The organism is Agromyces sp. NPDC058104, assembly GCF_042884835.1.
Classification (GTDB): Bacteria; Actinomycetota; Actinomycetes; order Actinomycetales; family Microbacteriaceae; genus Agromyces.
On sequence record NZ_JBHVTD010000002.1, the window covers coordinates 220,109 to 243,781 of the forward strand.

The window sequence follows — 23,673 nt, forward strand, 5'->3', positions numbered from 1 at the left end:
GCGAACGCTCAGACTAGATATGGATGCCCCAGCCCCAGGCAGCGCCTCCGCCGGGCCCCGGAGGGGTGTAGCGCTTGATCGCCTCGACGTAGACGGAGCCGATCTCGGCAGTGAAGGCCGCGTGCATGACCTCGAGTTGCGCTCCCGCGATGTCGGCCTCAGCCTGGGGCGGGATCGCCACACCGATGACCTCGGCGTATTCACTGAGGATCGCGGCATCCGCGGCCGGCGGGATCGGCGTCGCGATGACCTCGGCGTAGTCGCCGGCCAGGGAGACGCCGGGAGGCGCCTGACTGATGGCCTCGGCGTACTCGGAGCGCAAGCGCGCCTCGGCGACGGCGCCGGGCGGGATCCCGTGCATCGCTTCCGCGTACTCGCCAGCAACCCCCGCGACGCCCGTGCCGCCGTGGATGGCCTCGGCATAGGTGCCGTCGAGCGCTCGCTCTCCCGGCGCGCCGTCGTTGAGAATCGCCTCGGCATACTCGCCAGCGACCGCGCGATCAGGGGTCGCCCCGGTGCCGCCGATGACCGCCTCGGCATAAGCCGACTGCGCTCGCGACTCGAGCGGGGTGCCGAAGATGAACAGGCCGACGCCGTGATCGGAGGTAGACGCGGCGCCGCTGATCGTGGCTTGGACGCGCTGTGCGCTGGTGATGGTGTTGTGCGCGACGGAGAGCCCCGACGAGCCCGTCGCGTTCGCGTCGAGCGTCCATCCTGACGCGGGGTCGGCCGACGAGGGGTTCGTCGGCGTTCCGCTCGTGAAGCGGCCGATCGACACGGCGAGAGCGTTCGCGCGCGCGGCAGCTTCGAGAGTTGCCGAGGTCGCCGCGCCATCCTCGATGAGGAACACCGCGAAGGCGTCGAGCACGGGCGTGTCGAGCCCGCGGACGACGAGCACGACATACCCCGAGCCCGGCGACGTCTGCGACAGGGTGATATTCCCGCCGCCGGTCACACCGGTCAGCGTGTGGACACGGAACCCGTACCTGAGGATCGCCGTCGCCATGCCGCCGAGTTCTGCCGACCACGTTCCGAGCCCGCTCGGAGTGACAGCCGACGTGCCGGAGTTGTAGGTCGACGTGATGCAGATGACGAGATCGGACGGCACGAGCGCCGTCGCGATCGGGACGGAATGGGCCGTCGAGGCGGTCGCGCCGGTCAGTACCTCGATGACCGGGTCGGCCATGCTAGGCGACCTCGGCGCCGACCTCGAGCGCGTTCACGGCCGACGCGACCCACGCCGCCGACGTCGCAGGGTCGACCTCGCGGATGGCGCCGTACCACTGCTGCGAGGCGCCGAGAGCGACGGCAGGCTGCGTGTAGTCGGTGCCGCCAGAGCGCACGAGGCTCTTCAGGTTCGCCGCGCCGACGCCGGTCTTCGAGGCGTGCATGTTCTCTTGCACGCCGAAGATCGTGCCGACCGAGCCCGAGAGGTTCGTGACGCCGTACGAGTCCTTCGCGCCGACCGTAGACGACGCGTTGTAGTCGCTCCCGCTCGGCGGGATCTCGTCGACGTTCTGGTAGTTCGCACCCGAGCCGATGGGCGTGAAGTCGGTGTGAGCACCCGCCGCGTTCGGGAGGAGCGCCTGGATCACGACCTCGCCCAGGAAGGTGTTGTTGGGAGCCGAGCCAGAGGTGTTCAGCAGGTAGAAGTCGTCGTAGGTGACTGCGGTGTCCATCGTGCTGGCGCCGCCGAGCGACACCATGTCGAAGGTGGTCGCCGTGCCGGCGTTCTTCGTGTCGCCCGAGAAGTTGATGATCTGCGTGCCGTTGAGCTTCACCTCTGCCACGCCGCCCGAGTCCGCGATCGTGGCGCGGAGCTCGATGAAGTACCAGTTGCCCGCGACGATGAGGCCAGCCGCAGAGGATGCCGCGACCGTGCCGCCGCGCATCACCTGGATCTGACCCGTGGTCGACACCTGAATGCCAGCGTGCTGCGTCGCACCGCTGTCGGCCCAGCCGTGCGCGAGCAGGTGCGCCGCCGAGAGGTTGTCGACCTTGAACGCGAAGCCCATCACGATCTGCGCGGCCGCGGGGAACGGCTTGGTCAGTCGTCCTGCGGATGCGGCCTTCACGCAGGAGCCGAGAGCGTACCGGGGCACTTCTGCATACGACGGTGCCGAGGCGAGGGTGGAAACCCACTTCGCGGTCGCATCCTGCGCGTCGAAGCTGTCGATGAAGATGAGGGACATTGGATACTCCTAGCCGTAGTAGACCTGGATCAGAAGATCGGCGCCGGGATCTCCGGAGCCGACCGTGGGCACCTCGACCGTCATGCCATCGCCGGGGAACCACAGAACGCTGTCGAGATACATCGAGCTATAGGGGCCCGTCGGGTGGGCACCATGGGGCCCGTGCGTGTAGGCATTCGGCTCGATCGCGACCGTTGTTTCGCCCGCGGGGATCGTGATCGGCGTTGTCGTGATGCTGTTCCCGTCGACACGGATGACGATCTCGATCGGCCCGCCGGTCGGAGCGGCCTTGACGGAGGCCCGTACGAGCCCGACACGGCGGGCATCTGTTCCGTCGTTGACGAGCGGCACGCTCTCTTCGCGGGGCGTCAGGTTGCCGCTGGCCGAGATCTCCTTTGAGACACTGCGCGACTGGACGTGCCGCCAGTAGAAGGCGTCGAGCGGCCAAGCGATGTCACGACCCACGTCGTCTTTCTCGATCGCGATCGCGGGCGTGATGATGTTTTGCCAGCGGTTCCACTGGACGGCCCAGCACGTCTCTGCATCCGTGCCTGCCGGGAGCACGAGCCGATTCCAGTAGTAGCTCGGGCTGCCCGGGTTCGGGTTGTACTCCCACGGCACGATGCCGCTGTCCGGGTACCGGTAGGCAGTCGTCTGTGCCACATCGTTCGACCCGAAGTCGAGCACTGCCGAGTGCTCGCGCTCCTTGTAGATGCGAATGTTGAAGTTCATGTTCTGGAGGCCACCGAACCCCCAGCCGTCGGACGGGATGAAAACCTCGAACTGCTCACCGTCGTAGTGCGGGCGCAGTTCGATGTCGTAGTTGATCGGGAATTGATCCCAGCTGATCCCCTGGTTGAAAGGGCTGTTCCACGAGACGAGCGACATGCTCTTGCCGTTGTTCTCGAACTCCACGGCGGGCAGGCCGCTCTCGCCGGTATCGGTGCTGCCGGTCGTGAGCCAGGTGAGCTGGTTCCACCCGTACCAAGGCGCGCCATCCTCGAGAACGACGTAGAGCGTCGGAACCCCGCCCGCGAGGTTGGGATACCACTGGGGTTCGCCAGCCGGGTCGGTCTGCACCGCGTGCCCCGCGAGGTAGCCATCGTCAGGGCCGGCGGGCAAGCCCTTCCGCTTCTTGAGCTCTTCGATTTCGATCTCGTGCTCGTCGACCTGGGCCTGCGTGTCCTGGTTCGCGACGTTCACCGTCGCGCCGAGGTTCATCGCCGAGACGGCGCTCTTGCGGGCCGACTGCCCCGTGCCGGTCGCGGCCTCGAGCGCTGCCCAGAGCGCTTCCCGATCAGCCTCGAGCCAGCGGAGGTAGTCGGTCATCTCCCGGGGCGCGTTGCGCCGCGGGCGCTTCGGTCGCGGGGGCAGCGTCACTGGATCGCCAATACGGTCACGACGAGATCGACAGGGGGCGTGCCGGTGCCGATGTCGTCGACGTCCATGGTGAGGAACGCCCCAGCCTCCCAGACGGTGACGTTCGGGTCGGTTGCGACGTCGCTCGTGAGGCCGGTCGGGCGTCGCGACTGCGTCGTGAAGATCGTGGTGCCGCCTTTGTGGATGTCGACGATCACGTTGCCGGATCCGGGTGCAGTGCCGATCTCCATCCGCACCGATGTGATGGTGAGGTCGTGGCCCGTCTCGTTGACGTAGCGGAGCTTGCCCGTCTCGACAGCGAGGGCCCCGCGGATCGTCCAGCGGTAGACCTGAGGCGGGACGATGCCCGGCGTGGCCGGCGTGAAGACGACCCACTTATCGCCGTCGTGGATGAGCATGTCGCCCGCGATGGGCGCGGTCGTCGTCGTGTCGACGTCGGTGAGGTCATCGAGCACGGAGACGCCGCCGCCGTTGCCGGGCAGGAACTTCCCGACCGACTCGTCAAAGACGAGCGTGTCGCCATCGGCGACGCCCGCGATATCGACGTCGGAGAGGGAGTCGATCGACGCGGTGCCAGGAATGAACTTGTCCTCGGCCGCGCTGAAGACGAGCGGCTGACCGTCAACCGGGGGCGTCGTCGTGGTGTCGACGTCGGAGAGCGAGTCTGTCGTGAGCGCGTCGAGGCGGGTGATCGCGGTGTCAGCCGTCGCGGCCGCGGCCTCGATGCCCTCCTCCATGTGGTTGAGGCGCGTCGCCGTGATCTTGGTGCCACCCGGAGCGAGCGGGTACCACGTCTGCCGCGTGTATCCCATTCAGCCAGCGTACGGGCGACGTTCAGGGAACGCTCAGACTTCACTCCGCGGGGTAGACCTCGTCGGGGTACCACGCGTCGGGGTAGACGTTCGTGATCGGCTGCACGGGGGCGTCGACGGGCCGCAGGCGCATGTCGTCGAACGTCGCGTCGCCCCAGAAGTTGCGCCAGTCGTCGTACGTGAGTCCGCTCCCGACCCATGCGGCGTTGAGGTCGTCGATCGTCGTGTCGACCTCGGCCGTGTAGGAGTGGAGGTCGTCGGCCGTGTTGTTGCGGATGCGGTGCCACGTGCCGTCGGCGAAGACACGGGCCCCGGCGAGGTTGCCGTACGCCTGGTTGGCGAAGTAGTCCTCGAACTTGTTGATGCCCCGCGTCGAGACGGTGATCTTCCGCTGGCAGCCGGAGTACCGCATCGCGGTCGGCAGGCCGACGATGAACGCCTGATCCTTCGTGCGGATGCACTCGTTGTCGACGGTGACGCCGACCTGCTCCGTCGCGTGCTCGTCGTCGGGGCTCGCGTCGAGCGTCAGGATCTCGCGCTTGTACGTGATGCCGGTACCGAGGAGGCGCAGCGACGAGTACGCGCTCGAGCCGCCCGCGGGCATCGCGATGCGGTACGGCGAGTACTTCTCGACGCTCATGCCGACGAGGGTGATCTTGAGCTTCCGCGTCGTCTCGTCGATCTCGACGGTGAGGCGGCCGCCGTTGTCTTCCCAGTACTCGGGCACGATCATCTTGTCGTCGTTGCCGGCCACGGCGTAGACGCTCGAGTCGTCGTAGTAGCGGTCGACGTCGTCGACGCACACTGGCTGCTGCACGTCGACGAGCGAAGCGTCGAGCTCGAACTCGAATTCGGCCGTCTCGCCCGCGTCGACCGTGAGCACGTCGACGTCGTCGTTCCAGCCTCCGGCGGGGTAGACGAGAGCGTTGGTCACCCACTTCGACTGGTAGTAGGCGATCTCGACCGTCTTCGCGAGCTCGCCGTCGTCGATCGACCAATCGAAGGAGGCGTCGCGGTGGCTGGAGGCGATGATTTTGCGCGGCGGCCGCACCTTGATGACTCCCGCGACAAGCGACACCTCGACCTGGAAGGCCGAGCACGCGCGCTTCACGGCCTCCCAGACGTTCATCTTGCCGCCGGGGACGATCGCAGTCTTCGACGCGATGCTCGAGTCGATCGTGAAGCCCGACGTGATGCCGCACGACTCGAAGTAGAGCGTCATGAGCCCGCCGAGCGTGCCGCTGTACGGCGGGATGCGCTGCTCGACGTTCAGCAGCACGAGCCGCGAGAATGCCGTCACGGTGATGTCGCTGCGGTTGCCGCCGTAGGCGTCGACGATGCCCTCGGTGAGGCCGCGCTCGGTGTGGTCGACCTTGACGAGCGCGTGCCGGATGGAGCGGTTCTCGGGCCGGTTCGGGATCTCGAACGTCATCTGACCGACGCCGCCGGTCATGTCGGACGGGTCGAGCGGTGTGCTGTCCTCCTGGACGCCGAGCTTCTTCGCGGCCCACTCGGGCCGGTCGTCGAGCTTGATCTGCACGCCCATCAGAGCCACGCCCCCGTCTCGCCGAGCACGACGGTGTAGGTCGTGTTGAAGAGCCGCGGGTGCGCCGAGTTCGGCACCTCGGGCGGGATCGACAGGAACTCGTAGCCGCTCGAGCCGTGGCCCGTGATGAAGTCGCCGGGCTCGGGCGTCTGGCCGGTGCGGAGCACCTGGACGATCATCGCCCAGAGCGTGAACGAGTCCGTCTCGCCGTCGGGGATGCTCGCGAGGTCGAGGGAGAGCTCGATCCACGACTGCGCGCCACCGACGAACGCCTCGTTGACGCGCGTGGAGGTGTTGACGCCGAGCACGGTCGGGTTGACCTTCGCGCCCGCGACCATGCCCTCGTACGGCGTCACCTTCACGCGGCCGTTGGCGCGCGAGTCGCCGTGGATGCCGACGTGCGCGGTGTGCCCGGGCGGGATCGGCACGAGCACCGTGCGCGGGGTGTCCGTCTTCATGACGGTGTACTCGGCGCCGTGCGCGGGGTACTTGAAGCTGAAGTCGCTGTTGGTCTGGAGCACGGGGCGGCGCTCGTCGACGAGCGGGATCGCGTCGCGCGTCGCGAGCCACGGCATCGACCACGCCGGGTTCAGTGCGTTCTCGGGGGAGTACATGGGGTCGTGCCAGTACACGAGCTCGTCGCCGTAGCGGCCGCGCGCGTAGTCCCAGATGAAGGCGAGCTCGCGGGCGTTCGTCATCGCCCACTCGAGCGTGCGCCGCGCGTGACCGTCGAGGGAGGCGTCGAGGCCGAGGCCGCCCGAGAGGTAGGTCGACATGCTCTCGTAGCGGTCGGTGTCGTACGACGCCTCGGCCTTGTACGGCTTCACCCACTGCATCAGTCGACGGTTGCCGAACCAGAGCCGTGCCATCAGGAACCTCCAGTCCGGTCGTTGGTGACGGCCCCGGCGCCGGCCATCCGCGCGATCGTGTTGCCGCTGATCGTGACTCCGACGCGGGCGGCGATGCGCTCGAGCAGCTGGCGCTCGTAGCTGCCGAGCGAAGTCGGGCCGCCGCCGCCCGCCATCGCGGGCGCGGATGCCTTGCCGCCGCCGAGGATGGCCTTCACGAGCGCGATCGTGGCGCCGTCGGCGCTCATCATCGATCCGAGCGTCGAGGGGCCCCAGGCTGCCGTCGAGGGCGCGTCGAAGACGAACTCGCGCTTGTGCACGACGCCCGCCGCCTGACTCCACCAACCGTCGCCCGTGTAGCCGCCGTCGGCGTAGCCGAAGACCTGCCCGCCCTGGCCGCCTGCGCCGAGCCCGATGTGGAAGGAGGGGTCGTTGAGGTTCTGGCGGATGGCCGCCTGCATGCGCATGAGCTCGTCGTACGACGGCAGCTTGTAGGCCACCGGGACGATGGCCGGCGGGATCTTCGGCGCCTTCCACCCGAGGCCGCCACCGTTGGCGATCGACGAGGCGGCGTTGCGCGCGGACTTCTTGGCCTGGGCCTCGAACTCGGCGAGCGCCTGCAATGCGGGGTTCACGTTCGCGTCGACGGTGATGTTGCGCGGCACGCGCTCGATCGCCAGCGTCATGTCGTCGAACGAGGCCGCGAACCGCAGCACCTCGTCGCGGTTGTAGCCCATCTGGGTCGCCTGCCGGATGAACTCTTCCTTGAGCTCGGCGGCCTTCCGCTTGAGGTCTTCCTGCGACATGCCGTTCGCGGCGTACTGCTCGAGGAGATCCTGGTACGACCCCATGAGGTCGAGCAGGGATGCCCGGTTCTCGATGGCGGCCTCGCTGTTGCCGGTGAGGCTCTTCGAGTTCTTGGCCCGCTCCTCGGCGAGCTTCTTCTCGGTGTCACCGATCTTGTTGTTCACCTCGGCGAGGTCGGCCCGGATCTCCTTGGCGCGCGCCGTGTCGCCGTAGTTCTCGGCGACGGCGAGCCAGAACTCGAGGTCGCCCTTGTCGGAGGAGAGCTTCTGGAGCTCGACGCGGTAGTCCGCGATGGCCTCGGCCGCGTCGGCGTTCGCCTTGGCGATCTTCTGCCACCCGGAGGCGATGTCGTCGAGCGCCTGCCCGGCGCCGAACCGGATGTCGAAGGCGCGATCCATCACGCCGCCGAGGTCGCTCGCGTAGTCGGTGAGGGTGCGGACTTCCTCGGCGGCCGCGGCGACCGAGCCGCCCATGTTGGTCGCCGACACCGAGGCGTCTTCGAGGCCGTACTGGAACGCCGACAGATCGACGTTCGCCTTCGGGAGCACCGCGCCCGAGCCGCCGCCGAGCAGGCCGATCACCCGAGTGAGCCCGATGAGTTGCTGTGCGCTCGCGTAGCCGCCCTGCACGAGCATGTCGAACAGCGCCTTCATGTTGGCCGCAGCCTGGGGGCCGCCGCCGGCCGCCGTGTAGATGTCGGAGATGACCTGCTGGAGCGCCTGCGAGTTCGCGGCCGACTCCGCGCCGTTGTTGTAGAACTCGGCGCCGAGCGCGGAGAGGGAGTTGGCGAGCGCGTACTGCGCGTTCACGGCGCCGTAGACCTGATCGAGGTACTGCTGCACGCCGGTCGCGGCGCCCTCGAAGACGGCGTCGCTCTCCTCGGCGATAGGGTAGAGCGCGTCGACGATCGCGTTCATCGCGTCGCTCTGCGCCGCTTCCTTCATCCCGCTCGACACGGCGCTGCCGATGGCGCGCCCCGCCTCGTCGGCCTTGCGCAGCACGTCCTCGCCGCCGATCGCCTCCGAGACGACGGCTTCACCGCTCGTGTCGCCCGCCTTGGCGAACTCGAGCGCGAGCCCGGTGCGCCACGAGTCCATGTACGCCTTCGCGGCGTCGTAGCCCTTGGTGCTCGCGAGCTCGATGTACTTCTCGAGGTCGAACGCCTCGAAGTCGACTTCGGTGCCGAACGCCTCGAACTTGTTGTCGCCCGTGAGCTTCTGGAGGGCGTCGAGGTTCTCGAAGATCGCCTTGAACGAGTCGGACTGGACAAGCTGGTTGCGGAGCCACTGCTCGGTGTTCTCGCCGATGCGGAGCGTCTGCACGTCGATCGCGTCGGCGGCGCCGGAGGTGGCGGCGTCGACCTGCTTCTGGGCGTCGATCGCGCGCTGGAGCACGTCGGCCCACGAGTCGACCTGCCCCGAGTTGTTGCCGATCGCGTCGTTCGCGTCCTTCACGCTGGAGGCGAACTTGGAGGCGTTGTCGGCGCGAATCGCGTCGGAGAGGCCGTCGAGCGAGCCGAAGTAGTCCTCCGCCTTGGCCGAGCCGTCGTCGAAGGCGCCGTTGAGGTCGAGCAGCGACGCCGCGAGGTCGGCGACGAGCAGCACGGTGCCGATGATCGGGATCGCCTTGAGCGCCTTCGAGAAGATCGTGGCGCCGACGCCCGCCGCCGAAAGCCCAGTCGCCGCGCCCTCGCCGCCGGTACGCACCGACGCCAGCGACCGCGACGTGATGCGCGCCGTGGCCGAGACGCCGATCAGGCGCTCGACCGTCTGGGCGAGCCGGAAGTTGAAGCCGGTCAGCTGGCCGTCGAGGCCGGTGAGGGCGGTGCGGATCGCGTAGAGCGAGGCGAGCCAGATCGCGCCAGCCGAGACGACCGCGGCCATGCCGCCGACGAGCACGAGCAGCACGGTGCCGACGAACGCGACCCCCTGGCCGAAGTCGGTGCGCAGGAAGTCGGCCGCGTTCTGCGCCATCTTGGTCAGCAGGTCGAGCATCATCATGAACGGCTCGAGGTTCGAGTCGCCGGATGCCTCGGCGATCTCGCCGATTGCGTTCGCGAGGAACTGGAGCTTGGCGGCCGCGGTGTCGAACTTCTGCGCGGCCGACTCGTCCATGAAGCCGTTCGTGGAACCCTCGCGGGCCTCGTTGAACGACTTCGTCACGAGGTCGGCGTTCTGCGCGAGCGAGATCAGGGTCGGCGTGACGCGCTGCCCTTCGAGGCCGAGCACGTTGAGCGCGCCCGTGATGTCGCCCGTGGCGCCGAGCCCCTTGATGAAGGCGAGCGTCGTCTCCGAGGCCGCGGTGCGCCAGCCGTTCGCGAACTCCTCGGCGCTCATGCCCGAGATGCTCGCGAAGTTCTGGAGGTCGGCGCCGCCGCCGCGCACGGCCTTGCCGATCGTGCTGAAGAGGTCGTTGGTGACGCCGCGCGCGCGCTCGCCGGGGATCTGGAGGGAGGCGTAGGCGGTCGCAAGGCCGACCGTCTCCTCGGCAGCGAATCCGACCTGCGTCGCGTAGGGGCCGATCTCAGAGGCCACCTTCATGATCTGACCCTCGGTGGCGGCCGAGCGCACGCCCGCGAAGGCGATCGACGACGCGAGCCGGTCGTAGCCGTCAGCGCCGAGGTGGAGGATGTTGACGAGCTTGCCCATGTCCTCGGTGACGGCCGAGGGGTCGAGGTCGGTGACGGCCGAGAACTTGCCGATCGCGTTCGTGAAGGTCGCGAGCGCCTGCGGGTCGTCGATGCCCAGCTGGCCACCCTGCTTGGCGACGGAGGCCAGATGCTCGTACGCCTCGGGCATGTCTCGCGTGAGCAGCCGCAGCCGCTCGCGCAGCACGCCGAGCTCGGGGTCGTCCTCGCCGATGCCGGTCGTGCGCGCGACGTCCGTGAACGCCCGCTGGCGCGAGACGGCGACAGCCTCATAGGCGGCGACGAGGCCAAGCGTGGCCACAGAGACGGCGGCGGTCGTGGTGCCGACGTCGTAGAGCGCGTAGCGCTGCGTGACGAGCGAGGTCGTGTGCTGGTTCGTCGCCTCGATGCCGCGTCGCTGGTGGTCGAGGTACTCGTTGTAGAGCTTGTCCTGCGCCGCCCGCTGCTTCGCGATGCCCTGCTCCTGGCTGGAGAGGTAGTCGTTGTAGAGCCGCTCCTGCTCGGTGCGAACCTTCTTCTCGGCGTTGTACTGGTGCGTGAGGTAGTCGTTGTAGAGCCGGTCTTGCTCGGTCGCCTTCGCATCCTTGCCCTTGGCCTGCGACGACAGGTAGTCGTTGTAGAGGCGATCCTGCTCGGCGCGCAGCTTCTCGAGCGCCGCCGCCTCCTTCTCGCGACTGCGCACGATGTCGCGCGACACCGACACGGCGTTCTGGCCGCGGGCGTCGTCGATCGCGATGTACTCGCGGAGCGCCTGCGTGCTGTACGTCTCGAGCTCGCCGCGGTTCTTGCCGTCGAGCGAGCCGTTCACCACGTTCAGCTGCGCGGCCTCGCGCTGCACCTGGATGAACTTCTCCATCTGGGCGACGAGATCGCCGAAGCCCTCGGCATACTTCCGGGTGTCCTGGCCGCCCTCGCGCATCGCGGCGCCCGTGCCGGCGATTCGCTGGGCGGCGCCGAGGAGGGCCGCCTCGATCTTGTCGCCGGACGCGGAGACGTCACCCTGCGCCTGACGGAGTTGGGCGAACTGGGTGAGGAGATCGTTGAGCGCCTGGACGACGCCTTCGACGCCGTCGATGCCGACTGAGAAGCGCATCCGCTCTTCCTCGTCCATCGTCACCGCCTCTCGATCGCTCTCAGGATTCTATCGACGACCATCCAGCTAACTCCCAGATTCGAGCTCGGCGAGCTCGGCCTGCTGCTGCGCCAGCGACTCGTAGTAGGCGTCACGCAGGGTCGCCGGATCGCCGCCGGAGAGGAGCACGGGCCTCACGTACAGCTGCACCCCGGCGTCGAGCTTGACGTCGTTGCGCGCGTTGGCCTGCTCGCGCTCGTGCAGCGCGGCCGCGGCGCCGCACGAGTCCTCCATCACGTCGAAGACGAGATCGTGGCTCTCGTTGTGGCAGATGTACTTCGGGAGGTGGCACTGCTTGCAGATCTCGGCCTGGAGGATCGCCCACGCCTCGAGCAGCAGGAAGTCGTGCTCGTCCCACGGTTCGTTCGGCTGCGTGTGGATGAGCAGCGCCGTCGGCCGAATCTGAGCGGCGATCGCTTGGCCCAGCAGTGTGGCATCCCTCGCCCCGGCCCGGGTGGCGAGGTAGCCGGCTAGAAATCCGCGTTGTCGGTGGCCGCGTAGGCGATCGCGTTCGTGAACTGCGTCTCGCTGAACGCGCTCCAGAGCCGATCCCACTGCTGTCGGGGAAGGAGGTGCTGGAGCGCCTCGGCCTCCTCGAACGACATGCTCTCGAACGTGCGGTCTTCCTGGTGGTCGCGCCACCGGGTGACGGCCTTCGCGAGCAGGCCCGAGCGCGCGACGCGCTTCACGTCCGGCTCGTCGATGGGGTCGATCTTGCCCTTGGAGCCCATGAACTTCCGGGCGGCCTTCTTGGAGTTCATCTGCTCGACGATGGGCGGCACGGCCTGCCACTTCAGCGAGATCGCCGACCCGTCCAGCTGCGCCTCGAGCTCCTTGACGACGTCCTCGGCCTGGGAGAGCGCCTTCTCGTCGAGTGCGACGGCCGGCACGATGACCTCGTGCGTCTCGGGGTCGACGATCGCCTCGCGCGCGGCGCGCCGGATGCGGTCGACCTCGGCTTCGGCGTCGGCGAGCGCCTCGCCGCCGAGCTCGTCGGTGTAGACCGTGATGCTGCCCTGGCGCAGCTTCCGGTTGCGGAGTCGGTCGGCGAGGCTGTATCCGTCGCGCGACTCGGTGACGATCTCTTCGATTTCCTGCTCGGTCTTGGACATGGGGCCTCCTCAGTTGCGTGTGCCGGAAAAGGTGACGCCCCCGGAGCGCCTGGCACGGAGCGCTCCGGGGGCGACGATCAGGAGACGGTGACCGGGATCGCCGTCGCCGCGGTCGCGCCGGGGTACGACGCGACGAGCGTCACGGCGCCGGCCGCGAGCGGGATGAAGACGCCGCCGCCGTCCGAGAAGACCTTCGTGGGGTCGCTCGACGTCCAGATCGCGTCGCGGGTGATGTTGAGGCCCGAGAGCAGCGCGTTCGCGTAGAACGGGTCGCCCACGCTCGCCGTCGCCGGGCCCGTCGCGGTGACCGCGACGGGCGTCGTGTCGGCGACGAGGATGTTCGGGTAGACCTCGCCGTCCGGCTGGACGCTCAGCATGCGGATGCGGCCGCCCGCGCCCTCGGTGTTGTGCTGCTGGCCGTCGGTCTTCACGCGGAAGACGCTCACGACGTCGCCGGGGGCGGCGAGCGAGTTGTTCGGCTTGCCGAGGCGCGTGACGATCCAGAGCACGGTGCCCTGCGCCTTGGTCAGCACCCACACCTTCTGGAGGATGTCGGCGACGTTCGTGTAGTCGCTCGGCGTGTAGGCCGGGATGTCGCCGCCGAAGTTCATGAAGCCGTCGCCCTGCGCCGACGCGTCGTCGGTGAGGGAGCGGTCGTCGGTCGACGGGGTGGCCTGGACGCCGAAGCTGTAGCCGTTGGCACGCACGGCGTCCGAGATGTTCAGCATCGCGTTGATCTCGTCGTCGGTGGGGTGCGACGGGTCGACGAACGGGTTGCCGGAAGCGAGCGCCGCCCAGACGGTGAGCCGCTTGTTGGTGAGGTACTTGACGTCAGTCACGATGGGTTCCTTTCGCGGCTCAGGACAGCAGGCTGTACTCGGGGTTGATGAGGCCGGTCGGCTTGAAGTTCTGCGTGAAGCTGACGTACTGCTGGTCGCCCACGTTGTCGACCGGCGCGTCCGTGCGCACGCCGTAGAGGCTCACGACGTCGGCGGCGGCGAAGGCCGTGTTCCACTTCTTGCCGCCCTGGATCCGGTCGACGAGGGCGTAGCGCGAGCCCTTGACGCGGAAGAGGTTCGACGCGAGGTTCCAGACGCCGTTCGCTCGGTCGTCGACGTCGCGGAAGCACTCGAGCACCGCGTTGACCTGCGCGAACTTCGTGTCGACCTCGTTGCCCACGCTCGTGATGAGCGGGTTCTGCTCCGTCTGGCTGGCGGCAAGGCCGAGGTTCGCGTTGTCGCGGATCGCTCGGCTGATGTTGCCGCCGATGCCTGCGCCGACGGCGCTCGGCGTCGTGACGGCCAGCCAGAAGTTCAGGGCCGCGGCGGTCGGCGCGGCGAACGGCACGATGCTCGGCGAGGCCGGCGCACCGTAGAGGATGTTCGCGACGCCGTCGATCTCGACGAGCGGCACGGCCATGATCGTGCGCGTCTCGCGCACGAGGCGCTTGATGGACATCAGTCACTCTCCGGGAGGTCGAAGTCGAAGCCGTCGGGGTCGCCGTCGGCGGTGGACGTGTCGAGGTCGTCCGAGTCCTCGTCGTCCACGACCGGGGCCGGGGCGTCGAGCTCGAAGTACTCGCCGACCTGAACGATGCGCCCCTCGTCTTCGGGACGAACGCGCTCGAGGTCGGGGAAGATCGCGGCCTGCTCGGGTTCGAGGTACCCGACGCGGCCGTTCCGCTTGTTGCGGTAAGGGGCGCTGCTCATGCCGCCCACCGTACAGCCAACGTTCAGCGAACGCTCAGAATCGGCAGTCAGAGGTTGATCGTGACGTGGAAGTGCGAGACGACCTGAAACCGGCTCGGCCGCGCGGTGCGATCGGGGAGGCTCGTCGAGCCGCCGTTGCCCTTCACCTCTCCGGCGAGCACGCCGTTCGGCTCGAAGCCGATGAGGCGCCGCCGCGCGGCCGCGGCGAGGTCGACGGCATGCCGCCGAGTGCCCGCCGTCGAGGCGACGGTGAACGGCATGACGTAGGGCACGTCTGCGGCGCCGTCGGTCATCGTCGCGTCGCCCTCCGTGGGGAACGGGTCGAAGTACTCGACCGTGAGGTAGGGCTTCACGGTGTCGTCCTCGGTGTAGCGCGCGTGCATTGCGTCGTCGGGCCACCCCTCCTCGACGCGGCCGCCCGCGAGGGTCTTCAGGTGCTCGAAAATGGCTGCCTGTTCGGCGAGTCCGTCGTGGCTCATCCTCTGCCTCTCAGTCGGGCGGCCATCTGGCCGAGCACGGTGCGCGCGTGCATCGCGGTGCGCAGGTAGGTCGCGGCGAGGGTGCCGGCCGCGGGGATCCGGCCCTCGGGATCGCCGTGCTCCTGGTCGCTCATGTACGGGTTGGCCGCGACGACCTCGGGCGCCCAGCCGACGACCGCCTCGGCGCCGTCCTCCGTGCGGCGTGCGATGCCCCTCGCGTTCTGCCACATCCGACCCGAGCGGACGCGACCGGCGATCCGGTACCCGGCGTCGTCGGGGTGGTAGTACGACTCCGGGTTGTCGCGGCGCTTGCGGCCGGTGCGCGTCTCGGCCTTCACGAGTTGATCCTCGAGCGTGTTCTGCGCGAAGTCGGCGATCTCCACGGCGGCCTCCATGACCGCATCTGGGAGCTCGTCACGCAGCCGGCGAACTCGCATCTCGAACCGCCCGATGCCGCCGTTGTCCGTGAGCATTAGCGACTAATCCTCTCGGGTGATCTGGTACCAGTTCGAGCGCGCCAACGTCGAGTCGAGCGGGCCGACGACGGTGAACGATCGACCGTCGATGCTCGGGTTGGTGCTGCCCTCGATCTTCAGGCGCACGCCGCGGCGCACGCGCGCGAGCATCGGCGTCTGGGCGAGGCTCACGTAGTGCACGAGCCGAGCACTCCATCCGCCGCCCGGAACCTGCTCGTTCATCGAGACGGCGACCGCATAGGCCGGCGCCTGGAACATCACGCCGTGCTCGGCGGGCTTGCCCTCGTCCGTGTCGGGGTTCCACGGCACGGCCGGGGTCACGACGACGTCGGGATCGAGGAACGTCGCCGTCGCCGTGCGCAGCGGCGCGATCACGTCGTCCGTCATTGCGAACGGATCGGCGGTGGCGCGAAGCGACGGGTGCGGGAGGGCCATGCCGCAAGGGTACGGCTACGCGGCGGCCTTGGTCACGGACTTCGGCTGCGGGAAGCCGTGCTTGCACGCGCGCTTCTCGACCCACGCCTTGAGGCAGTCGGGGTCGATGCGCCAGTTCGAGCCGGCGCTGCGCTGGAATCCGTGGAGCTCGCCGGAGCGCAGGGCATCGGCGACGGTTTCGCGGTGGCGCTGGCTCGCTTCGGCGGCCTGGGTGGTCGAGAGGTACAGGGGGGTCACGTTGTCTGTCATGGCTCAGACACTCCCAGACCGTTAATCGCAGCGCAACGCATTGGATTAAAGTCGCTCACTTGCGTAGCATCAGAGTTATGGCATGGACAGTTCGGCGACCGAACGGCCGCTACACGGGGTACTACCGGACGCCCGACGGCAAGCGCCGATCGGCGGGCACCTTCGATCACAAGAAGCGTGCGCTGAATGAGGCCGCGGCCAAGGAGGGAACCTCCCGCGAGCTCGGCTGGCGAGATCCCGGCGCGGCCGCGCGCACATGGGGCGAGTGGTGCGAGACATGGTGGCCGACCCGAGCCGTCGAGCCGTCGACGCTGCGGGAGGAGGGGTACGTGCGCGACCTCCACCTCCTGCCGCGATGGGGCGAAGTCAGGCTGATCGACATCACGCGCTTCGATCTGAAGGCGTGGGCGGCCGAGATGCTGGCGGCCGGCGCCGCGCAGGCCACCGTGCAGAAGCGCATCAACATCATGTCGGCGAGCCTGAACGGCGCGATCGACGCCGAGATCCCGATCGTCAACGTCGCCGCCCGCATCAAGGTCGTGCGCGGCACGAGCGACACGCGCCGGTACCTCACGCACAAGGAGACTCGGCGGCTGCTGAAGCGCACGCCGGTCGAGTTCGATCGCGACGTGATCTCGCTGCTGCTCGGCACCGGGATGCGCTGGGGCGAAATGGTCGGCCTCCAGATCCCTCGAGTCTCGCTGAAGCGCCGCACGATCCGCGTCGCCGAGACGTGGGACACGAAGACGGGCGCGCTGAAGGCGTACACGAAGTCGGGCAACTCGCGGAACGTGCCGATCCCCGAGTGGCTGGTGCCCGTGCTCGAGCGCCTGATCGGGAAGCGGAAGGAAGGGCACGTGGTGCTCTGGCAGGGCGAGCGCCTGAAGTACACCTCGTGGCGGAAGCGCGCGTGGATCCCCGCAGTGAAGACGGCGAAGCTGACCGGCACCCGCATCCACGACCTCCGGCACACGTTCGCGTCCTGGCACCTTCAGGCGGGCACCTCGCTCGCCGAGGTCGGGAAGCTGCTCGGGCACGCCTCGGCGGCGACGACGCAGATCTACGCCCACCTCGCCGAGGAGTTCAGCGGGGCGGTGAAGTCGGCGCTCGATGCGCCGTGGTCGGATGCCAAGCGGGTGACAAAGGGAATCGTGACGAGGCTGCGGAGTACTGGATGAGACTGCGATCTGATCCCGCCCGCGCGAGCCCGCACCCCCGGAATCTCGGGCGAGAGCGGCGATCCACTGTGATTCGCTGTCTCCCGCTGCGGCTCTGATCGAGGCGGCTAACCACCCTGCTAAGGTGGAGTCCCCGTAAGGGGACCGCGGGTTCAAATCCCGCCGTCTCCGCACTGATGGCTGTTTGAAGAACTCAGGCTTTTCGTTAGAAGAACTGAATTCGTAAAGGCTCCTGACTAATAGTCAGGAGCCTTTTTCGTTCCTTCGTGATGGCTTCTCGCACCGCTGCGGCAGCTCAAGAGACGAAAAAGCGCCCGATCCGCGTGGTTGGGCGGAATCGGGCGCGTTGAATCGTCTCTTGTTGCGGGTGCGCGGGGGTGTCAGGAGGGCAGTGAACTGCGCGAGATGTTTAGGTTCTCAGCGGTGGGTCGTCGTCTTCGAGGCCGAAGTCGGATGGGTGTGGTTCACGCAGATCACTGACATCGTCGCGCTTGAACCAGGGAGTTACGTAGCGGGAGTTCCTGGTCTTCGACCGCTGTGTCTTGACGAATCTGCCGTGTTCTTCGGTCTCCTTCTTCTCCTGCAGGAAGCTGAACACTTTGCGGAGGTTCGCTGAGACGAGCACGAAGGTGATGAGGAACTGCTGGGCGGCGAGGCCGCGCATGCGGCGCCGGCCGCGGGATTCGAGGTCGTGAGTGCCTTCGTCCTTGAGGTACCCGTGGAATCCTTCTGAGGTGTTGCGGTCGACGCCATAGATGTCGTCCCACTCACGGGATCCGAATCGAAGGTCGGGGTCTTGGCGCCATTTGAGCGCAAAGTCCTTGTGGATCTTGATCGTGGCCTTGGTGCAGCACTCGTCGGGATGCTCGGGCAGGTCCGGCTTCTGGATGCGAGGGATATCGACTCGTGAGGTGAGTGCGCGCTTCTCGCGAGCTTCGCGCATCGCATCGGTCTCGGTGAGCTCGCGGAGCGGGCAGCTGACTTTCGCGTTCGCGCCGTACGCAGGGCAGATGTATCGCTGGTTGCCTTCGTCGTCGACCTTGGCTTCTTTGGGGCGCATCTCGTAGGCGACGCGCTGATCGATCCAGTTGCGGTACGTCTCTTCGTCGATCTCTTTGTCAGCGGCGAGGACAGATGCCTTCTTCAGGTTCTCTGGCATCGCGGGGCAGTAGAAGCGCCCTTCGATGTGTTGAGCGCCGTGCACCTGGTCGTGGACGCCCAGCATGTTACGCCGGAATGCGGTGACAGGGTTCCAGCCGAGCTCCCGCGTCGGGAGGTGCAAGCGCTCAACGTCCCAGCGTGCGTAGTAGTCGAGGTCGGTCGTGACACGGCCGGGTGTGTGCCCGCGTTCGTTGATCGAGTGGAGGAGCCGTACGAGCTCTTCCGGGATATCCACGGATGGGGAGCTCATGGAAGCAGCGATGGCGATGGACGGGAGACGCGCTTCGCCGTTGCGGGTGGAGGTGATCTCGAGGAGGTTGAGCACGCCGCCCCAGTGGTCGCCGTAGTCAGCGTTCTCGACTCGCAACAGGGGCTCGGTGATGTGCCAACCCATCTCGGGTTCGAGGACTTTGGGGTTCTTCTTCTCCTTGCCGTCCGCATCGAACTTGGATCGTCCGATCTTCCCGGCGGTCTGTACGAACGTCTGGTCGGCGGTGACGTCCAGGTGACCGCGCTGACGTCGAAAGCGGCGGGGGAGTTCGCGGAAAGTTCCCTCGAGGAGGAGGTTGGTGAACCTGTCGAGTCGTTCCTTCCTGCGTCGCTCCAGGTTCTTGTCGCGGAGGGACTGGAACGTGGCACGTTGGGCGCGGTCGGTCGGTGTCCGGCGATCGAGTTCGGGGAAAGGGTCCATCAACGTGATGATGCGGGTCATCGCGTTGCGGACGTTCTGGTACCACCGTCGGCGAGTGTCCTGATTGGAACGGAAGTCGTCTGGAAGCGGGAGGCCGAGCTCGCCGCGTGCGTTCTTGGTTAGCCGGATGGACAGGAGGTTCGTGACTTCCGTGATCCACATCGGGCTGTACTCCTGAGCGAGGAGGAAGAGTGCGACGAGGATCTGCAGATCCGTGTGGTGCGGGTCTGCTCCGCCCGGCCCGGTATGAGTGCGTTCCTCCCGCCGCGCCTCGGCGATATCGCTCAGGACGCCGGATCGCTTGATGAATCGAATCGCGTAGCCGACCTCATTCCGGTCGAACTTCGAAGTCCGGCCTGGCATCCAAGTCGAGCCCTCGGCGAAGAAGCCTCCACGACTACTCACAGGTCCTCGCCGCCTGCCTCGCGTGCGTACTGAGGTGCGCTTGCGCCATCGAGCCGCTCCATGAGCCGCAGGATCTGCTCGAACGACTGATACCCGCCGAGTTCTTGGAGTCGCAGGATGTCGACGCCTCGTCGGTAGAGCGATGCGACCCACGTCGCACGAAGGATCTGAGCATTCGGCTGAGGAGGGTGCGCGGAGAGCTGGCCGATACCCTGACGCAGAGTCTCCGTTCGCGTCCGGTTCTCCCACGCGAGGTACTCCTCGGCGTCGGTTCGGTGACCAATCGCTGCGAGCAGTGTGGTCCGCCAGGCTTGTCGAACTGGGACGGTTCGGGCGCGTTCACCACGCACATCAACTAGGAGAACACCCTCCCTCTCGGTGATGTCGCCGAGCCGGGCATCAAGCATCTCGGTGACAGTCAGGCCGGCACCTGCGCCAAGCGCGAGCAGCGCTGATCCGTCGCGACGCCCGCGAAGCGTTGGGCGAGCATTGACCTGGGAGATCATCCGTGTGAGATCGCGCTGGCTGTAGATCTCGGCGCGATGCCGATTCTTCGGGGCCACGATTCGTCGACGCGGTGTTCCGGTCGAGATGGATCGATAGCGTTCGAGGGTGATCTCGGTGGTGTACTGCTGATTCGGCGTCTCGGCCCGCAGTTCTGCGCGCAGCCAACGCCGGATGTTTGCCTCGTCAAACGCGACCTCGTCCGTCAGGCTGAGACCGGCCTTCTGCCAGAGCCAGACTGAGTACTCAGTAAGGTGCTTCAGGTCTGTCCGGGCGGTGCGGACGTTGTCAGGGCCGTAGTTCACCACGCTCCCGACAACGAAGTCGCGAACGTTGGGCCAGTACTTCCGCTCCGGCCCTTGCGGTGAGTACTTTTCAGCCATGACGCGCACCGCATTCGAGTCGCGGTGATGGTTATCACCATTGTGGGACTTGGGGTCGTGATTTGTCGAGATCGGGGTCACGTATAGAAGGCCATGCGTCGAGACTTGCGGGTCTTTTAGGTCTGTATTCCTAAAAGGTATGTTTATCCCGTGACGGATCCCCGATTTAGGCCGTGTGAATGGTGCTCGCCGATTGGCGGTTTTGGGCGTGACGACGTGACGTGGAAAGACGCCCGGAGCTCAAGTGACCGGGACAGACGGCTCGCCGCTCAAATGCAGCACGAGTTCGCACTGCGCATCCGCGGAGCCCTTGGTGTGAAGAGCATCCGACGGTACGCGAGTGATTCTGGGCAGGACTACACCCGACTGAGGCGTCTCCTCGCAGGCGACATCCTCATGCGGTTCGAGGACGTCGCGCGCGCGCACCGCACGCTCGGAATCTCGCTGTCGGGCCCGACAGTGCCAGATTGATCGTCGACCCGACGGGTCTGCGGTTTCGTGTGACGCTCCCGCGGCGAGGGCGCTGCCCCGGTGGACAGCGAGTGACTAGCCTTGTGCCATGCCCCGCAAGCCGCGCCCCGAACCGGCCGAACTCGCGCCAGGATGGCCGGCCCGGCCCTCAGGGGATACAGCAGGCGAGGCGGCGCGCCGGTTCGCGATCGCTCTCCGAGATGCGATGGGGGATCGAAGCATCCGGGAGACGGCGCGACTCGCTGGTCTTAGTCACGCCGCGCTCGTGCGGTATCTGGCGGGAGAGACCTGGCCGGACCTGTACGCAATCGCGCGACTCGAGGCGGCTCTCGGGCTCGACCTTTGGCCCGGCCGACCGCGCTGACAGGCTCGAATCACGAGGAATCGGCCGGCGCCAATAGTTGCCCCTCGGTCCTGTAGGTATCCAGCTCATTTTGGATCTGCGGTCGGTGGAAGCCGAAAAGGCGAATCCTCCTACGCATGGTTGCGCTCTATTGATCTTCAACGGATTGAGCTTGGGTCTCTCTCTTGGCGGCGACAAACGCAACCAACGCGAGGTAGCCCGCAGCTACAAGATCGAGCGGCATCCAAACTTCACGTGTGAGGTTGATTGGCACGAATGGATTCCAGAGGATCGCGATCGCAACAAGTCCGATGACCCAATTGGTCTTGTCGCGCTCGGCGCATAGGAATCCCGCAATTGAAGCGGTGATGAAGACTCCCCAGCGCAGGAATTCGTAGTACCCGTAGTCGAGTTCGAAGGTCGCAGCTACCAGGAGCCCAGCCCCAACGATCGCAACGCCGCGCAGCCACAGCCGCTCGGTCTCCCGCGATGCAGCGGCTTTCGCGACGGCTATCGCATGGCGGGTGGCTTCTTCGGTGCTCCAAATGAAGCCGTGCCGGATGCGTCCACCGTGTTCCATCTCTGCCCATGGACCCATCGGATGCTTGAGAGCCCGTCCGTATCTGGCTAGCAGCCGTTCGATTTCCTGGCGACCTGGAAGTTGGCCGAGCCGTCGGATCCCGGGTCGGTGGCTCCCTGCGCCATACATCTGAGCCAACACAAGGTCCACGCTTCCGTCCGCGTGCTCTATGAGTGTTGCCTGCTGCGTCCGGGTCAGTTCATCGTCGGTCAGCGAATCGAGCGGCTTCGCATCGTCCCACCAGTAAGCCATGGCGATGAGCGTAGCGCCCGGGCCGCCTGCAATCGCGGTGGATCGTATTCCAACGGCAGGGACTGGCCTTCAACGCAACGCCGCGATCGCATCCGCTTCCGATGGTCGCGCCGCGTGCTTCAGAAACCGGTCGAGCGGTTCGACGGTGCTGAGCCCTGCCGCGGCGAGGAGTGGCACGAGCGGAGTCCCGCGGTCGATGTGATGAAGTATCCAGGTTGCGTGCATCCGGCGAACGGTGAGGGGCGGACTGCCATTGCTCTTCCGAATGAAGTGACCGGTGAGGTTCGCGCCGCGGTAGTTCCGTCCGGGGAGGAACGCCCACTCGTCTGGTCTGCCGAGTCGGACCGACTCGCGCAGTACGTAGTCCCATTCCGCGAGCACTGGAACGGTCCGTGCCCGGTCCCCGATCACCCCGACGGTTACGTACTCCCGGGCATCGATGTCGCCGCAGCGAACCGCGATGAGTTCCTCGTTCGAAAGCCCCGCCCCGAAGCCCAAGGCGAGGAGAACGTCGCCGTTCACGCGTCGAAGTGCTGTGCCTTGGGCGAGCGCCCAGCTGCGGAAACTCGCTTGCTCGCGGAGAGTGTACGGTGCGGACGCGTCGGCCTTGCCATACGGTCGCATCGGAGCGCTGGGATCCTCGGGCAGCAACACCTCGGATACGCGCAGTAGCCGCGACCGCATCGTTCCCTTTCCTGCGCGACTGTACTGCGGCATCCCGAATGCGACGAACCGCTCGATTGTGCGCCGGTTTAGCACTGAGTCAACGTCGAGCGTGAGCCCAGCAGACTGCCATGCCCACAACGCCAACGGCCCGACAGCCGCAGACAATTCCTTGGGGGAGTACACCGTGGTTCCGTTCGCCGCGCCTACTACTTCGGTGACGAACGACTCGAGCTCCGCCCAGTAGGGCGCCGCGAGCCTCGGTGTGTACTCGTACTGGTCACCGCTCATGATCGGATCGCCCTCCCGGCCTCAACGCAATTGTGGTGTTTAATATCACCATACGCACGCGCGCCGGCTCCAGTGCCGGACGTGGCGGTGTTGACTGCTCGCGCTCGGCGTCTCTGTGGGCTTGCGCACGCGCTACAGTGGCGGCATGGTTGGTCGTAAGAATCACCACTCGCAGGAAGAGATTCGGGTCGCCATGCTTCGGGACAACCTGCTTCGCGCAATGGGCACAGCGTCGCGTCGAGAGGTTGCGGAGCAGGCCGGGCTCGAGGTTGAGGACATTGATTCGCTGCTCGCGTCGTCGACAGTTGGCGACCTGTACGTCGTTTCGCGGCTTGAGGCAGCGCTTGGCGCAGCACTCTGGCCGCGGCTTAACCTGGGCGGTGACGCGCGGGAGTCATCGACTCCCGCGGAACTTGACGATGGGCGCTGACCGATGTTGCGCCGGCGATCGCGTGCGGCGCGGCGGGCCGAAGCGGACCAATGGCGCCAAGTGGAGTACTGGGCGTTCGGGTACGGCACGGACTTCGCGATGCTGGCGTCTCAGGCTAGGCGACGGGACATCCTGCCTTCCGTGCTCCTCGCTCGCTATGGGCGAGCGCTCCGCTATGAGCGGCTGCCGTTCGAATGGCGTGTGCGGCTCGATGCTCTCGCGCCGGGTGTGTTCAATCAGGAGGTTCTCGGCCAGTCGAAGTGGTGGATCGATTTGTTCGGTGCCGCGTATCGGATACGCAGTGAGCAGTTCCAGACTGCGCACCTCCTCCACGTGGTCATGTTTCTTCGGGAGTACGCAGCCCTTCGTGGTGAAGACGGGCGGGCCATCCGAGATTCGCCCCTAATGCAGGAGCTCGTCGCCGAGCTCGCGAGGCGCACGGGAGATCCGAATCCCTTGATCCGGCACTCCGAGTAGCCAGAAGTTGCTGATGCAGC

The 23,673-nt window shown here is 67.0% G+C and carries 24 protein-coding genes; 4 read left to right on the plus strand and 20 right to left on the minus strand.

Annotated features, from left to right (window positions below):
- Positions 1-13: 13 nt before the first annotated feature.
- The 16 genes from ACFVTH_RS08975 to ACFVTH_RS09050 form a co-directional block, all read right to left on the minus strand.
- A complete protein-coding gene (locus ACFVTH_RS08975) occupies positions 14-1,186 on the minus strand; it encodes a hypothetical protein (RefSeq protein ID WP_387089423.1) in 1,173 nt (390 codons plus the stop codon).
- Position 1,187: 1 nt separating this feature from the next.
- Entirely contained in the window at positions 1,188-2,192 is a 1,005-nt protein-coding gene (locus ACFVTH_RS08980) for a hypothetical protein (protein ID WP_387089425.1), read from the minus strand.
- A gap of 9 nt (positions 2,193-2,201) precedes the next feature.
- Positions 2,202-3,521 (minus strand): hypothetical protein, encoded by a 1,320-nt coding sequence (locus ACFVTH_RS08985; RefSeq protein ID WP_387089428.1) that lies wholly within the window; start codon positions 3,519-3,521, stop codon positions 2,202-2,204.
- A 47-nt stretch (positions 3,522-3,568) separates the two neighbouring features.
- Positions 3,569-4,384: a hypothetical protein gene (locus ACFVTH_RS08990; protein WP_387089431.1), complete on the minus strand. Its 816-nt coding sequence runs from the start codon at positions 4,382-4,384 to the stop codon at positions 3,569-3,571.
- 40 nt (positions 4,385-4,424) lie between these two features.
- On the minus strand, positions 4,425-5,939 hold the full coding sequence (locus ACFVTH_RS08995) for a hypothetical protein (protein ID WP_387089434.1): 1,515 nt from the start codon (positions 5,937-5,939) through the stop codon (positions 4,425-4,427).
- Entirely contained in the window at positions 5,930-6,799 is an 870-nt protein-coding gene (locus ACFVTH_RS09000) for a hypothetical protein (protein WP_387089437.1), read from the minus strand. Before ACFVTH_RS09000 ends, ACFVTH_RS08995 begins: the two co-directional genes overlap by 10 nt.
- Positions 6,799-11,325, minus strand: a complete 4,527-nt coding sequence (locus ACFVTH_RS09005) for a phage tail tape measure protein (RefSeq protein ID WP_387089440.1) — start codon at positions 11,323-11,325, stop codon at positions 6,799-6,801. The genes ACFVTH_RS09000 and ACFVTH_RS09005 overlap by 1 nt, the downstream gene beginning before the upstream one ends.
- 66 nt (positions 11,326-11,391) lie before the next feature.
- Entirely contained in the window at positions 11,392-11,919 is a 528-nt protein-coding gene (locus ACFVTH_RS09010) for a hypothetical protein (protein ID WP_387089443.1), read from the minus strand.
- Positions 11,835-12,476 (minus strand): hypothetical protein, encoded by a 642-nt coding sequence (locus ACFVTH_RS09015; RefSeq protein ID WP_387089446.1) that lies wholly within the window; start codon positions 12,474-12,476, stop codon positions 11,835-11,837. Before ACFVTH_RS09015 ends, ACFVTH_RS09010 begins: the two co-directional genes overlap by 85 nt.
- Before the next feature lie 77 nt (positions 12,477-12,553).
- On the minus strand, positions 12,554-13,315 hold the full coding sequence (locus ACFVTH_RS09020) for a hypothetical protein (protein ID WP_387089449.1): 762 nt from the start codon (positions 13,313-13,315) through the stop codon (positions 12,554-12,556).
- Positions 13,316-13,334: 19 nt separating this feature from the next.
- Positions 13,335-13,934, minus strand: a complete 600-nt coding sequence (locus ACFVTH_RS09025; protein ID WP_387089452.1) for a hypothetical protein — start codon at positions 13,932-13,934, stop codon at positions 13,335-13,337.
- Positions 13,934-14,185 (minus strand): hypothetical protein, encoded by a 252-nt coding sequence (locus ACFVTH_RS09030; RefSeq protein ID WP_387089455.1) that lies wholly within the window; start codon positions 14,183-14,185, stop codon positions 13,934-13,936. The genes ACFVTH_RS09025 and ACFVTH_RS09030 overlap by 1 nt, the downstream gene beginning before the upstream one ends.
- Before the next feature lie 47 nt (positions 14,186-14,232).
- Positions 14,233-14,664 carry a hypothetical protein gene (locus ACFVTH_RS09035; RefSeq protein WP_387089458.1) on the minus strand — a complete coding sequence of 144 codons (432 nt, stop codon included), beginning with the start codon at positions 14,662-14,664 and terminating at the stop codon, positions 14,233-14,235.
- A complete protein-coding gene (locus ACFVTH_RS09040) occupies positions 14,661-15,137 on the minus strand; it encodes a hypothetical protein (protein WP_387089460.1) in 477 nt (158 codons plus the stop codon). The genes ACFVTH_RS09035 and ACFVTH_RS09040 overlap by 4 nt, the downstream gene beginning before the upstream one ends.
- A 6-nt stretch (positions 15,138-15,143) precedes the next feature.
- Positions 15,144-15,575 (minus strand): hypothetical protein, encoded by a 432-nt coding sequence (locus tag ACFVTH_RS09045; protein WP_387089463.1) that lies wholly within the window; start codon positions 15,573-15,575, stop codon positions 15,144-15,146.
- A 15-nt stretch (positions 15,576-15,590) separates the two neighbouring features.
- Positions 15,591-15,824 (minus strand): helix-turn-helix domain-containing protein, encoded by a 234-nt coding sequence (locus tag ACFVTH_RS09050; RefSeq protein WP_387089466.1) that lies wholly within the window; start codon positions 15,822-15,824, stop codon positions 15,591-15,593.
- Positions 15,825-15,901: 77 nt separating this feature from the next.
- On the opposite strand from ACFVTH_RS09050, the gene ACFVTH_RS09055 reads away from it, so the two are divergent.
- On the plus strand, positions 15,902-17,002 hold the full coding sequence (locus ACFVTH_RS09055) for a tyrosine-type recombinase/integrase (protein ID WP_387089469.1): 1,101 nt from the start codon (positions 15,902-15,904) through the stop codon (positions 17,000-17,002).
- 409 nt (positions 17,003-17,411) lie between these two features.
- Here ACFVTH_RS09055 and ACFVTH_RS09060 read toward each other — a convergent pair whose 3' ends face one another.
- Positions 17,412-19,217: a hypothetical protein gene (locus ACFVTH_RS09060; protein ID WP_387089472.1), complete on the minus strand. Its 1,806-nt coding sequence runs from the start codon at positions 19,215-19,217 to the stop codon at positions 17,412-17,414.
- A 38-nt stretch (positions 19,218-19,255) separates the two neighbouring features.
- The gene (locus ACFVTH_RS09065; protein WP_387089475.1) at positions 19,256-20,227 is read right to left on the minus strand and encodes a tyrosine-type recombinase/integrase; all 972 of its coding nucleotides are present in this window, start codon (positions 20,225-20,227) and stop codon (positions 19,256-19,258) included.
- Positions 20,228-20,822: 595 nt separating this feature from the next.
- Here ACFVTH_RS09065 and ACFVTH_RS09070 point away from each other — a divergent pair.
- On the plus strand, positions 20,823-20,981 hold the full coding sequence (locus ACFVTH_RS09070; protein WP_387091814.1) for a helix-turn-helix domain-containing protein: 159 nt from the start codon (positions 20,823-20,825) through the stop codon (positions 20,979-20,981).
- Between the two features lie 127 nt (positions 20,982-21,108).
- Here the strand turns inward: ACFVTH_RS09070 and ACFVTH_RS09075 are convergent, their stop codons facing one another.
- Both ACFVTH_RS09075 and ACFVTH_RS09080 read right to left on the minus strand, forming a co-directional pair.
- Positions 21,109-21,792: a DUF6804 family protein gene (locus tag ACFVTH_RS09075; protein WP_387089478.1), complete on the minus strand. Its 684-nt coding sequence runs from the start codon at positions 21,790-21,792 to the stop codon at positions 21,109-21,111.
- Between the two features lie 69 nt (positions 21,793-21,861).
- The gene (locus tag ACFVTH_RS09080) at positions 21,862-22,746 is read right to left on the minus strand and encodes a hypothetical protein (RefSeq protein ID WP_387089481.1); all 885 of its coding nucleotides are present in this window, start codon (positions 22,744-22,746) and stop codon (positions 21,862-21,864) included.
- Positions 22,747-22,891: 145 nt separating this feature from the next.
- Here ACFVTH_RS09080 and ACFVTH_RS09085 point away from each other — a divergent pair, with 145 nt between their 5' ends.
- Together ACFVTH_RS09085 and ACFVTH_RS09090 are read left to right on the plus strand one after the other, a co-directional pair.
- Positions 22,892-23,176 (plus strand): hypothetical protein, encoded by a 285-nt coding sequence (locus tag ACFVTH_RS09085; protein WP_387089483.1) that lies wholly within the window; start codon positions 22,892-22,894, stop codon positions 23,174-23,176.
- Between the two features lie 141 nt (positions 23,177-23,317).
- Positions 23,318-23,653, plus strand: a complete 336-nt coding sequence (locus tag ACFVTH_RS09090; protein ID WP_387089486.1) for a hypothetical protein — start codon at positions 23,318-23,320, stop codon at positions 23,651-23,653.
- Positions 23,654-23,673 lie beyond the last annotated feature (20 nt).